We start from the raw sequence: 12908 nt of genomic DNA, 5'->3' as shown, positions 1-12908 counted from the left end.
GGAGTGCCTATGTCCCCCCTCCGCAGGGCCGGCGGTCTCTTCGCCGCCGTTCTCGCCGCCCTGACCGTCGCGGCGTGCGGCTCCTCATCCTCCACGGACACGTCGGCCGCCCCCGCCGCCTCTCAGCCCGCGTCCTCGGCCGCCGCCCCCGCCACGCGCGAGGTGAAGGACGCCACCGGCACTCTGATCAAGGTCCCCGCCGAGCCGAAGCGCGTGGTCACCCTCACCCAGGAGGACCTCGACGCCGCCCTCGCCCTCGGCGTCACCCCCGTCGGCATCACCAACGGCCAGGGCATCGACACGCCCCCGGCGTACCTGGCCGACAAGATCCAGGGCATCCCCGTGGTCGGCAACCTGCTCCAGCCCGTGATCGACAAGGTCGTCGAGGTCCAGCCCGACCTGATCCTCGCCGGCGACATGCAGGACCAGCAGATCCTCGACCAGCTCCGCAAGATCACCCCAGCGACGGTGGTCACGATGGCCCCCACCGACGACTGGAAGCTGTCGTTCATGGGCATCGCCAACACGCTGAACAAGCTCGACGCCGCCAAGCAGGTCCTGGCCGACTACGACGCCAAGATCGCCGAGGCCAAGGCCAGGGTGAAGCCCGCCGAGGTGAGCATCGTGCGCTGGAACCCCCAGGGACCGAGCTGGATGGAGAAGCGGCAGTTCGCCAGCTTCGTCGCCACCGACCTCGGCCTCACCCGCCCCAAGGCCCAGGACAAGGACGGCACCGCCCACTCCATGCCGCTCAGCCTGGAGGCCCTGGCCGACATCGACGGCGACTGGCTGTTCCTCTCCACCCTCACCGCCGACGGCGAGAAGGCTCTCGACGAGGTGAAGAAGACCCCCGCGTTCAAGGAGCTGAAGGCGGTCAAGGACGACCACGTGGTCTCCGTCGACGGCTCCGTCTGGAGCACCCGCGGCGCCCCGCTCGCCGCCCAGGTGGTCCTCGACGACCTGGTCAAGGCCCTCGCCGGCTGATCCACGCCCGGCCTCTCCGCCCCGGGGACCCCGTCGCGCGCCGGCGGCGTTCCCGGGGCCGGGACCGCTACGGCCGGCCGGACCTAGCGGAGAGCGCCTGGCCGGTGAACCTCTCCTGCTCGGCCAGGATCGCGCCGAGCTCGTCGGCGTCACCGCCGCACGCGGTCATGACGAGCCCCGCGTCCAGCTCGGCCTGCGTCAACGCTCCGGTGAGCCGGGTCGCGTACCAGCGTCCGCCGTCGCTCCTCCAGATCGACCACGCCTCGGCGTGCCGCCTGCGCATGCCTTCCCAGACAGCGTCCTCCGTGGGGAGCCGCACCTGTCACCACCTCCAGGAAATCAACCGGGAACACAAGAATGTGCCGGTACGGGCACCCCCGGTAGTGAGAGGCCGCCTCACCGCACGGAGACGGATCTTCCTGGACCCGTCCCGGGAACCACCGGCTCCGCCCGCGGTCCGGCTCCGCCGATGCCCGCTGCTCCCGGTCCGCGCGTTCCGCCGGCCGGGCCGGTGGCCCCGTCAGCGGGGGTGGTACGAGCAGCGCAGGCCGGTGCGGACCGTGGTCTGCAGTTCCTCGCCGATTCCCGGGTCGGCACGGGCGATGCGGGTCAGGGCACGCCGGATGGCCTTGCCCACGGCGATCCTGGCCCGTTCCTGGTCGTCGGCGAAGGTGCGCGCCCGCCCGCGCAGGCCGGTCGCGGCGGTCAGCTCGGTGAGCAGCCAGTCGCGCTCGGCCCGTGCGGCGGCGGCACGCGCGAGGTCGTTGAGCGATTCGTACTCGTCGACCTCGGCCTGGATCTCCGACAGCCGCCGCCGGTAGGCCTGCCTGGCCTGCTCGTCCAGCACGGGCTGGTCCGAGGCGGTCCGGCCGCGGAGGGCGCCCTCCGCCGGGGGCACCGGGCCCGTGACCAGGTCGATGGCCGGGATCTCCCGCCCCGGGTTGGCGATCAGGGCGGCCAGGTGCCGCATCCCCACGCTGTCGCCGACCAGTACGGTCCCGCCGCCCCATTCCAGCCGCCAGGCGTGACCGCGCCGCCGGCACAGCACCGCGGGCGGCGGCCCGGCGTCACCGTGGACGCCGGGGCCTTCCTCCAGAAGATACGCAATACTCACAGCCGTCCCCCACCACTCAGAGTCGTCCCCCTGCCGTGCCCGGGCCCCGATCCCGGCCACGACGCCGCTGACCGACGGGGGCGGTGCGCCCCCGTCGTGAATCCCCGTCGCCGGCCTCCCGGCGAGTGACACCTGGATAGCCGGGCGGTGTTGCCGCCGCGTTGCCGCCGGAAACGCGCACGAGACGGCTGCGATGCACACAAACCGTGTTCTTGCGCCGGTTCGGAAGTTAGCCTCGGACGTGAGCGGATCTCCGGCGACGGCTGCGCGTCCGGCAGGTCCCTCACCGGCGTCCTGGGAGGTCTCATGGCGGTCAGGGCGGATGACGGTCTCGCCCAGGGCGGGTCGCGGCCCGGCCCGGCCGGTGTGTCCCCGATGCCCGTGATCCCGGTTCGCGTACGCCTGCTGGGGCCGGTGGACGTCACCGTCGGCGGCGTGGTCCGGCCGGTGCCCGGGCTGCGGCGCAAGGCCGTACTGGCGGTCCTGGCGCTGCGGCGGGGCGAGGTGGTGAGCGCCGACCGGCTGATCGAGATCGTGTGGGACGGCCGTCCGCCGGCGACGGCCGTGAACACCCTGCAGAGTCATGTGTCGTACCTGCGGCGGACGCTGGAGCAGCCGGGCGCGATCGTGACGCGCGCACCGGGCTACGCGCTGGAGCTGGGCGCCGAGGCCACCGACGTGCGGCTGGCCGAGCAGCTCGTCGAACGGGCCCTCGGCACCGCCGACCCCGCCGAGCGGGTCGCCGTGCTGGACCGCGCGCTGGAGTTGTGGCGGGGGCCGTCCCTGGCCGACGTCTGCGACCTGTCCTGGCTCGGAGAGGAGGCGGAACGGCTGGAGCGGGTCCGCCGCACCGCCGGGCAGGCCCGGGTGGAGGCCCGGCTGGCACTCGGCGAGCACGTACGGCTGGTGCCGGAGCTGGAGGACCTGGCCGAGTCCAACCCGTTCGACGAGGACGTGTGCGGGCTGCTGATGACCGCGCTGTACCGCAGCGGCCGGCAGGCGGACGCGCTGGCGGCGTTCCAGCGGCTGCGGAGGCGGCTGCGCGATGAACTCGGCATCGACCCCGGTGCCCCGCTGCGCGAACTGGAGACGGCCATCCTGCGCCAGGATCCCGCTCTCGACCGTGTTCCGGCGCCCGGCCCGGGCGGGCCCGCCGTCTCCCGGGGGCCGCGCCTGGTGGAGCGGGCCGGGGAGACGGATCTCGTCGACCGCGCGCTGGACCGGGCGGCGGCCCGCAAGTCCGGCAGCGTCCTGATCTTCGAGGGCCAGGGCGGCATCGGCAAGACCAGCGTGCTGGAGTACGCCCGCGGGCGGGCCCGCCTGCTCGGCTTCACCGCCGCCACCGCGCGGGGCGCCGAACTGGAGCTGGAGTACGCCTGGGGCTGTGTCCGCCAGCTGTTCGAGCGCTTCGCCGCCGACGCCGCCCCCGCCGCGTCGGCCCTCCTCCGGCAGCCGGACGCCCAGGAGACGCCGCACGGCGAGTACGCGATCATCAACTCGCTGTTCTGGCTGGCCAGCGATCTCGCCTCGCAGAACCCCCTGCTGATCGTCCTGGACGACCTGCACTGGGCGGACCTGCCCACCATCCGCTTCCTCGCCTACCTCGCCGCACGGCTGGACGACCTGCCGGCCGTGGTCATGGTCGCGCTGCGGCCGCGGAACGAGCGCGCCGAGCAGATCGAGCACATCGTGTCGGTCATCGCGGGACTGCCTCACTCGTCCGCCCACGCCCTGCAGCCGCTCACCCCGGCGGGATCCGCGGAACTGCTCGCCGAGGTCATCGAGGGCGAACCGGACCCCCTGCTCGTCAAGCGGTGTCACGATGCGACGCGCGGGAACCCGTTCCTGCTGCGCGAGCTCGGCCGGGAGCTGACCGCGCCGGGACACGGCGGCCCGCCGTCCGAGGGCCTGCCCGACAGCTCGCCGAGCATCTCCCGGTTCGTCGCCAGGCAGCTGCGCCTCCTGCCGGATCCGGCGACGGGCGTGGCCCACGCCCTGGCCGTGCTCGGTGACGACGTCGGCAGCGACGAGCTCGCGCAGGTCTTGGGCACCTCCCAGCAGAAGGTGCTCGACGCCCTGTCCGCCCTGGTCGCCTGCGAGCTCGTCGGCGCGCGCGGCACACCGGCGCGCTTCTCCTTCGTCCACCCGCTGATCCGGGCGGCGGTCTACGACGGGATCGGCACGGGTCCCCGGGCCGACCTGCACCTGCGCGCCGTCGACGCGGCTGTGCACGACCACGACGCGGTCAGGGCCGCCACCCATCTGCTGCGGGTGCCTCCCGGGATGGGCGACCGCGATCCGGTGGCGATCCTGGATCGGGCGACCGATCTCAGCCTGGCCCGCGGGTCGGTGGACGGCGCGGTCTCCTTCCTGCGCCGGATCCTCGAGGAGGATCTCGGCGAGCGGCGGGCGGCCGTCCTGGCCCGGCTCGGCGGAACCGAGGCCCTGGTGGACATGGCCCGGGCCGTCGAGCACCTGTCGCACGCGCTCGCCCTGGAGCCCGACCCCGGGCGGCGCGCCGAGATCGCCTGCCTGCTGGCCTCCGCGCACTGGCTGGTCGGCCGGCCCCGGCAGGCCGCGCTGGTGTGCCAGGCGGAGCTGGAGCGGGAGGCCGGGATCTCCGCCGACGCGCGGCAGGCGCTGCAGGCGTGCATCGGCATGTTCGCCTGCGGCACCCGCCACGGCCGGGACCTCGTCGCGCTGTTCGACTCGTTCCGCGGTCAGACGCCCGGCTCCTCCGTCGGGGGCCTGATGTTCGAGGCCAGTCTCGCGCTCAACGACATGTTCCAGAACAGGCGCGCACCGGCCGAGGAGCGGGCGTTGCGGGTGGTGGGCGACGACCGCCTGGTCCGGTCGCAGAACGAGGTCGTGCTGACGGGCGCCTGGTACGCGCTGACCGCCGGCGACCACCCGCGGGTCCTGCCGAGCATCGAGGCGGTGCTCGCCTACAGCCGTACGACGGGTTCGCTGCGCGGCGCGTCGCCCGCGTACGCCTTCCGGTCGGCGTACATGCTCTCGCGCGGGCATCTGGACGAGGCGGTCCGCGACGCGCGCCTCGCGTGGGAGGTCTCCACGAGCAGCGGCGCCGACCTCGGGCTGTCGTTCATCGGGAACTGGCTCATGACCGCCCTGTCCGCGCGCGGCGAGACCGGCGCGGCGCAGGCCGTCCTCGACCAGGTCAGGGCCGCCCAGAGCACGGAGCTCAGCCGGACCATCTACTCCAACGGCGAACTCGCGCTGCTGCTGGCCCAGGGACGCATCAGGCGCGCGTACGAGACGGCGCTGGCCGTCAGGGAGGCGTGCCGGGCGATAGGCGTCACCAATCCGGTGATGGTCGACTGGGCGGGCCCGCTCGTCCAGTGCCTGGTCCGGCTCGGCCGGCTCGACGAGGCCCGTGCCGCGGCGCGGGAGATGCTCGCCGCCGCGCAGACCTGGGGCACGCCCCGTGCGGTCGGCAGGGCCCTTCGCCTGGCGGCGGCGGCCGAGCCCGGCGAGCGCGGGCTCGAACTGCTCGCCGAGTCGGTCCGGCTGCTGGAACGCACCGACGCCCGGCTCGAACACGCGGCCTCGCGGTACGCGCTCGGAGAGGCCCTGCGGAAGGCCGACCGCCTTCCGCAGGCGCGGGTCCACCTGCAGACGGCGATCGACCTCGCCCGCTTCTGCGGGGCCCGCCCCCTGCAGGGCCTCGCGACCGCCGCCCTCGGGGCGGCCGGCGGTCCCTCCGATCCCTCCGGTCCCTCCGCCGAGAGCCGGACCGCCCTCACCCCGACCGAGCAGCAGATCGCGGACCTCGCGGACGACGGCCTGTCCGACCGCGAGATCGCCGAAGCCCTCTACCTGAGCGTGAGCTGCGTACGGGACCACCGCAGGGCCCTGGCGGGCAGGCTCCGGCCGGTCCCGGAGCCGTGAGGACGCGTGCGGCGCCGCCGCCCCGCCCGCCGGCGGCCGTGCGGCGGCGGTCCGCTCAGCGGGCGCCGGACGGTACGGGCCCGAGCGGTGCGGCGATCCGCCGCCGCACGTCCTCGATGTCGAGATGCGGGCCGAGAGCATACGCCTCCTCGTAGGCCGCGGAGCCCACCATGGCGCGGACCAGCTTCTCCGTCTCCGCGTGGGCGGGCCGCTCGCAGGACGGCACCGGCGTGGCGATCGCCGCGCGGATGTGCCCGGCGGCGCCGAGCAGTTCGGCGGCGAACCCGCCGTCACCGAGGAGGGCGACCGTGCGCGCGAGCGCGTCGAGGACCCCGGCCTGACGCCACCGGTCGCCCAGCTCGTGGTGGAGCCGCAGGCTGGTGGCGAGGCGGCGGAGCGCCTCGCGCCGCCGCCCGTGGCCGAGGTCCACGAGCGCCAGGAGGTTCTCCGCCCAGGCGACGCCCTCCTTGAAGCGGACCTCGAGGAACGCCTGCAGCGCCTGCGTCAGGTGCCGCGAGGCCGTCTCCGTGCGCCCGGTGTACAGCGCCGCCGCGCCGAGGTCCAGCCGGCACCAGGCCAGCCGCTCCCGGTCCCCGATCGGGCCGAACAGCTCGGCGGCCCGTCCGGAGAAGCGGGCGGCCCCGGCGAAGTCTCCCGACAGCCAGCACGCGAAACCGAGCATCTGCAGCGTGTGGCCGACGGCCCACGTGTCGCCGCGGCGCTCGGCCGCGGCCAGCGATCGCCGGCTGAGCCCGATCGCCTGGCGGTAGTCGCCCAGTTCCCGGCAGATGGCGCCGAGCAGCGCCTGGGACCGGGCCACCCCGGGTCCGTCGCCCTCGCCCTCGTACAGCTCCATGGCGGCGCGCGCCAGCGCCTCGGCCTCCCGGTAGTCGCACTCCAGGGAGGCGAGCCGCGCGGCGGACCAGTGCGCCCCCGCGAGCACCCGCGGCGACGTCCCGGGGGGCGCCGCCGCCAGCGCCGCCCTGAGCCAGTCGCGTCCCTCCCCGTACCGGCCGCGCAGGTAGTGGTACCGCCACAGCGCCGCCGCCAGGCGGAGCGCCGACTCGGGATCGTCACCGATCAGCCAGGTCATCGCCGCGCGGAGGTCCTCGTGATGTTCGGCGACCTCCGCCATGAGGGCGCCCAGGCCGGGCCCCTGGAGTCCGCTCTCGACCTCCTCCGCGCAGCGCAGGTAGTGGGCGGCGTGGGCGCGGCGCGCCCACGCGTGCTCCGCGGGACGGGCCGCGAGCTGCTCCAGCGCGTAGCCCCTGATGGTTTCGAGAAGCTGGTAGCGCGTCCCGGAGGGGGTGCGCAGGGCCTTGAGGAGCGACTTGTCCACCAGGCGGCTCAGCGTCCCGAGGATCGGCGCGTCCGGGTGCACCGCCGCCGCCGTCTCCAGGGTGAAGGCGCCGCCGAGGATGCTGAACCTCGTGAGAGCGCTGCGTTCCTCGGCGGTGAGCAGGTGGAAGCTCCATTCGACCGTCGCGCGCAGGGCCCGGTGCTGCGGGCGTGATCCGCCGGGGCCGTCGGCGAGGATCGTGTACGGGTCCCGCAGCCGGCGCGCTATCTCGGGCAGGGTCAGCAGCCGGGCCCTGGCCGCGGCCAGTTCGATGGCGAGCGGCAGTCCGTCGCACCGGGCGCAGATGGCGGCGGCGGCCCGCGCGTCCTCGGGGGACAGCGCCCCGATCTCCCCGATCCCGGCCCGCTCGGCGAGGAGCACGACCGCGTCGTGGCCCGCGAGGTCCGCGGCGGTGCGGACGCGCTCCGGGACAGGCACGCCGAGCCCGGACACCGCGTGGACCGCCTCGCCCGGCAGGCGGAGCGCCTCCTGGCTCGTGGCGAGGATCTTCAGCTGCGGGCAGCGCGTGAGCAGTTCCCGGGCGATCCGGGCGCACGCGCCGGCGAGATGCTCGCAGTTGTCCATGACGATGAGGAGGCGGTCGCAGGAGATGCGACCGGCCACCTGGTCCAGCACGCGCGCGCCGGGGCGCGCGTGGGTGAGCGTCGCCGCCGCGATCGTGTCCGCGATGCCGTCCTCGTCGTGCACCGCGGCGAGGTCGGCGAACGCGACCTCGGCGAAGCCGGCCGCCGCCCGTGCCGCCGCGATCGCCAGCCGGGTCTTCCCGCACCCGCCGGGGCCGGTCAGCGTCACCAGGCGGGAGGCGTCCAGGAGGTGGCGCGTCCGCTCGATGTCGGCCTCCCGCCCGACGAGGGTGCTGATCTCCTGGGGAAGGGTCAGCGGGCCCGCGGCGCCCGGTGCCGCGGCCGGCACCAGGCGGAGGAGCCGCCGCGGCTCCGCGATCCCCTGCAGCACGCCGGCCTCGACGTGCCGCAGCCCTTCCCCGGGCTCGACGCCGAGCTCGTCGACGAGCGTCCTGCGGGCCTGCCGGTACCTGCCGAGCGCGTCGCCGGAGCGGCCGCTCACCTGCAGCGCGACGATCAGCAGCTCCCAGAGCCGCTCCCGCAGCGGATGCTCGGCGACCAGGCGCTCGATCTCGCCGGCCACGGTGTCGTGCGCGCCGGTGGCCAGCCTGGCGGCGAACAGGCCCTCGTAGGCCTGCAGCCTCAGCTCTTCCAGGTAGTCGGCCTCCAGGGCCGCCCAGTCGCGTACCGGGCAGTCCGACAGCGCCCTCCCCCGCCACAGCGCCAGACCGCCGCCGAAGCTCCGCACCGCCTCGGCGTACCGCCCCTCCGCGCAGTGGCGCAGACCGCTCCTGGCCAGGTCTTCGAACCGGTCCCGGTCGACGGCCACCGCGCCCGCGTCGAGCACGTATCCCGGATCCCTCCGGCGGATCAGCCGCCCGCCTCCGGACTCGGCCAGGGCGGCGCCCAGCTTGGCGATGTGCGCGTGCAGCGTGCGTACGGCGGTGGGCGGCGCGTCCTCGCCCCAGAGCCCGTCCACCAGTTGCCCTGCCGTGACCAGGCCGCCCGCCCTGAGCGCCAGCAGCGCCAGCAGGCCCCTGCGGCGCGGGGGCAGGACGACGGCCCGCCCCGCGCGCCAGGCCTCCATCGGCCCGAGCACGTTGATCGCCCATGCGCCCGGCCGGTCCCCGGCCCCGTGGTCTTCCTCCCGCCCGACGGCGTGTTCCGCCCAGAGGGTCGCCGATCCGCCCATTTCAGTTCCTCGCGTGTGACTGGAGCTGTCCGTACTCTCACCCGGCGGGCTGAAACTTCACTGACACGGCGCTGGAACGGTGGTTGCAGAACCCCTGCGGGTCCCAGGACCGGCGCTCCGCACGCGGCAACGCGGCGGCAACGCGGTGCGCCTATCCATGTCCCACGGGTACGGCCGCCCGCCGCACCGCGTCATCGGAGGCGACACGTGCACGAAGGACTTCACCTGCGGGGCCGGGACCTCGCACGGCTGCTGGAGGACCACATCGCGCGGTGGTCGCGGCGTACGGGGATCTCCATGGACGTGCTGGTCCTGCCCGGCGACGGCTCCCCCGGCGTCTCCGCCAGGATCACCCGGCGTGTCTACGCGACGGTGTGGGAGGCGCTCGACAACGTCGAGCGGCACAGCCATGCGCGGACCGTCGGCGTCGTCCTCACCCTGGGCGACCGCGGCCTGCGCCTGACGGTCAGCGACGACGGGAGCGGCTTCCACGCCGATCCGGCCGGCCACGGGGTGATCGCGATGAAGGCGTACTTCGCCGAACTCGGCGGAACCCTCACGATCAACAGCGTGGTCGGCGAGGGCACCACCGTCAGCGGAATCGTCCCGGCGAGGGCGCTGGACCGGTGACCCCGGCGGATGGAACGGAATGCCACGCCGGAGAAGTGACATCCGATGACACGCTCCCGTGTGTCCGGCGCCCCGTCAGGCCAGGCGGGCGGTCAGTGGACGTCCTCTATGCTCGTCTGCCGGACAGCAGCGTACGGCTCCGCGCCTCGATACTGGCGGTCACGAACTTGCGGATGTCGGGAGTGCCGGCCAGGAGTCCGGCACACTCAGGCCAAGCCTGACGAACCCGCTCCACCAGGTCCACGACGATGTCACCAAGTCCGGCGCCCGCAGCACCGAGGCGGCGCTCCAAACGTTCGAAGGTACGAACGGTGACCGTGTCGAATCTCCTCGACCCGGCCAGCTTCAGGCCGAGTGTCTCCCCGGGACCCATGTACGCACTGGTGCAGACCAGGTCGTAGGCGGGCGACAAGGTGGGCGCCCGCGGGTCGCGGTAGATCAGCGACCAGTTCTTCAGATGCGCGTCCCCGTTGGAGACCAGCACGTTGAAAGCGAGCCGCCTGGCGAACTCCCGGAGCGCGGCCATGTCACGGCGCCGGTATACGAGCGCGGCCACCGTCTCGTAGTTACCCAGATACTTCTCGTTCGGATAGACCCCGCGCACCTGCGCGAGATCCTCCATGTGGACCGCGCCACGCCTGTTGTCGCGATCGAACCTCCGTACGGCGTAAGCCCACTCCTCCTCCCCCGGCCATACGCCAGGGGGCAGGGTGTCGAGCTCGTCGCGCCGGTAGAGCCGGACCTCCGGCACCTCGATCCCCACCCGCCCGGCCAGACGCATCATGGCGTGCTCATTGAGCGGGACATGCGGGTAGGTTCGATCGGGCAGTTTCACGATCCAGTCACCGCCCTGCCCGAACGCCGGGAGTGTGAGCCGGTCGTCCGCGGCCAGCATGGAGAATTTCAGCGCCACCCCGGCCAGGGAGAAACGCAGCTCCCGATGGCCGCGGTCATGACCGTCCCGGTCGGCGGGAGGCTCGGGCCAGTCGGAATCGTACGGCACGGCGGTCTCACCGGCCGGACAGGAGACCACTCGCACCGCTCCCGGCAGATCGTGACCGACCTGTACCAGGAGCTCCATCTCCCGTTCGGCCGACACCCCGCGGTCGGTGGCGATCCAGTCGCGCAGCACGCCTTCGGGAAGGAGGTTGGAGAACCACGGAGGTAGCCGCAGCGCCGCCGCGTGCCGCCCGGCCAGGTCCTGCTCGAAGGCAAGCCCCAGAATGGCCCGTCCAGGATCGTCCAGATACTCCTCGGAGAAGACGAAACGCGTGTGATCTCCTCGCTGCAGCAGCGTCCCGACACGCCGGGAGCCGAGGAGAACGGCGAACCGGGTCTCAGGCAGGGCCATAGGAGTCCTCGTCGGAGAGGGCGGGCTCCTCGCCGGGAAGATCCTCCATCAGCAGCTCGGCGAGGGGCGGTGTGTCCTCGAAGTCCCACTCGCACATCCGGTGGAGGAAGGAGTCGAGATGACGGAGGATCGCCTCCTGCCGGGCCTTGAGGAAATCCTCGATCTCACCGCGCCGCAGCAGTTCCACCATCTCCGGTGTGACGAGGTGAGAGCGGAGAATGGTGCGCCATCCGTTCGCGTATCCCCGGGAACCGAAAGGAGCGAACACGTCCTCTTCGCCCAGTGGGGAGTGCAGCAGGTGATGACCGATCTCCTTGCCCGACTCGTACCTCACCACCGGCACCAGGACCCGGTTGGCCGCCCACAGCCGCTGCTCCACAGCCACCTGGCGACTGGGCACGATGTACCGCACGGCATCCGCGGGGGTCGGCCGGTCGATGAGGCATTCGGCGAGATCCCGGATATGCGCCGGGTCTCCGCTGGTCGGGTCACAGGCATCCAGCTCCCACCAGGAGCAGAGCGTGATCTTCGCGGCCGCCTCGTTGGTCTTGAACCTGCGCAGTTCGGGAAGGGGCGGCGCCGGACGGTCCACCGCCTCCAGCAGGTTCTGGACCGATCCTGTGAGGTCACCCGGGTGGATCTTCGCGCAGAGCGCCCGCACCGCTCCTGTGGTGCTCCCCCGAAAGATCTCCGGGCCGACCAGGGCGGCCCGCCAGAACCAGCGGCGCAGCAGGCGGCGGTTGGCCGGATCGGGGTCAGGGAAGTGCCCGAAGAGCCGAGCCAGGACGACCAGGAGATAACGGAAGGGCAGCAGAGTGACGTGCGGTACCCCCGCGTCCTGCCGCAGGAAGGTGACGGCCTCGCGCAGCGCCTCTTCACCTGCGCGGAAAGCCGCGTCACGGTCCTCGCCGGGAAAGTCGCTCACCCCTCGCCGGTTCTCGTCATCGAACTCCAGGCGGATCTCTCGCTGCACGTCGTGACCGCGGCGGGCGAGGATGGCGTACAAGACCGTATCGTTGTCGATCCGCCCGAAGGACAGATCCTCGTCGATATGCTCGGCGATCTCCCCCAGCGTCAGGGGCGTGGTGCCCTCCGGTCCGGCGTTGAGCGCTGAGAAGATCTCCGCACGGCTCAGCCGTTTCCCGTAGTTGTTCATCCGGTCGAAGATGTCCTGCAGGACCTCGGCGTCCTCCTGCTCGACATGGTAGGCGGGGACCGGATACTGCCGGATGATCGCGGTCAGGTGGAAAGCGCGGTCCTGCAGGTCGGCGACCTCGGGGTTCTGCGCGAACCAGGTGAGCACGCGCCGTAGGTCGAACAGCGTCGGCAGCGGGATCACATGAGGTGTCGCGATCGCCGGGAGCGGGGCGAGCTTCTCCTCCCGCAGGTCGTAGGCGAGCGCGAACCGGGGATCCCTGGCGGCGTCCTCGTGGAGGGCATTGGCAAGGCTCGTCACACGCTGCTGGCCGTCCACCACCCAGAGGGAGTGGTCCAGTCTCGGGGCGTTGATGCGGAGAGCCCCGAAAGTAATGCGCTGTGCTGCGGCGGGCCGCACCCAGAGCAGGAGGCTGCCGATCGGATAACCCTTGATGATGCTGTCGAACAGCCGGATGACGTCCTCGCGCCCCCAGCGCAGCCCGCGCTGGAAGTGCGGCACCCGGATCTGACCCTGCCAGGCCATGCCCACCAGCTTCTCCACATCGTAGGTGGTCGCGCTTGGACGGGTGCCCAGACCGGTGCTCATCGGCTTTTCTCCAGTTCGCAGGATCGCCCCATCATCCCAAGCACCCTCGGGCTTGTCACAC

At 73.1% G+C, this 12908-nt stretch carries 8 protein-coding genes; 3 read left to right on the top strand and 5 right to left on the bottom strand.

The window, feature by feature from the left end:
- The first annotated feature begins 9 nt into the window (after positions 1 to 9).
- Positions 10 to 984 (top strand): ABC transporter substrate-binding protein, encoded by a 975-nt coding sequence (locus FHS22_RS12205; RefSeq protein WP_184941143.1) that lies wholly within the window; start codon positions 10 to 12, stop codon positions 982 to 984.
- Positions 985 to 1051: 67 nt separating this feature from the next.
- On the opposite strand, the gene FHS22_RS12200 is transcribed toward FHS22_RS12205, so the two are convergent.
- Both FHS22_RS12200 and FHS22_RS12195 read right to left on the bottom strand, forming a co-directional pair.
- The gene (locus FHS22_RS12200) at positions 1052 to 1303 is read right to left on the bottom strand and encodes a hypothetical protein (RefSeq protein ID WP_338047720.1); all 252 of its coding nucleotides are present in this window, start codon (positions 1301 to 1303) and stop codon (positions 1052 to 1054) included.
- Positions 1304 to 1504: 201 nt separating this feature from the next.
- Positions 1505 to 2098, bottom strand: a complete 594-nt coding sequence (locus tag FHS22_RS12195; protein ID WP_184941141.1) for a hypothetical protein — start codon at positions 2096 to 2098, stop codon at positions 1505 to 1507.
- 306 nt (positions 2099 to 2404) lie between these two features.
- Here FHS22_RS12195 and FHS22_RS12190 point away from each other — a divergent pair, with 306 nt between their 5' ends.
- On the top strand, positions 2405 to 6007 hold the full coding sequence (locus tag FHS22_RS12190) for an ATP-binding protein (protein ID WP_184941139.1): 3603 nt from the start codon (positions 2405 to 2407) through the stop codon (positions 6005 to 6007).
- A gap of 55 nt (positions 6008 to 6062) precedes the next feature.
- On the opposite strand, the gene FHS22_RS12185 is transcribed toward FHS22_RS12190, so the two are convergent.
- Positions 6063 to 9122 carry an AfsR/SARP family transcriptional regulator gene (locus tag FHS22_RS12185; RefSeq protein WP_184941137.1) on the bottom strand — a complete coding sequence of 1020 codons (3060 nt, stop codon included), beginning with the start codon at positions 9120 to 9122 and terminating at the stop codon, positions 6063 to 6065.
- Between the two features lie 207 nt (positions 9123 to 9329).
- Between FHS22_RS12185 and FHS22_RS12180 the strand changes: the two genes are divergently transcribed.
- On the top strand, positions 9330 to 9752 hold the full coding sequence (locus FHS22_RS12180) for a sensor histidine kinase (protein ID WP_184941135.1): 423 nt from the start codon (positions 9330 to 9332) through the stop codon (positions 9750 to 9752).
- A gap of 106 nt (positions 9753 to 9858) precedes the next feature.
- Here the strand turns inward: FHS22_RS12180 and FHS22_RS12175 are convergent, their stop codons facing one another.
- On the bottom strand, positions 9859 to 11103 hold the full coding sequence (locus FHS22_RS12175) for a type II toxin-antitoxin system HipA family toxin (RefSeq protein WP_184941133.1): 1245 nt from the start codon (positions 11101 to 11103) through the stop codon (positions 9859 to 9861).
- Complete coding sequence (locus FHS22_RS12170) at positions 11090 to 12847, bottom strand: DUF262 domain-containing protein (RefSeq protein ID WP_184941131.1); 1758 nt, start codon at positions 12845 to 12847, stop codon at positions 11090 to 11092. The genes FHS22_RS12175 and FHS22_RS12170 overlap by 14 nt, the downstream gene beginning before the upstream one ends.
- Between the last annotated feature and the right edge of the window lie 61 nt (positions 12848 to 12908).

Origin of the sequence: Thiemannella venezuelensis (assembly GCF_014203605.1) — a bacterium.
Lineage (GTDB): Bacteria > Actinomycetota > Actinomycetes > Streptosporangiales > Streptosporangiaceae > Planomonospora_A > Planomonospora_A venezuelensis.
Note: the sequence above shows the minus strand (reverse complement) of the source record. Positions and strands in the feature narration are given on the sequence as shown.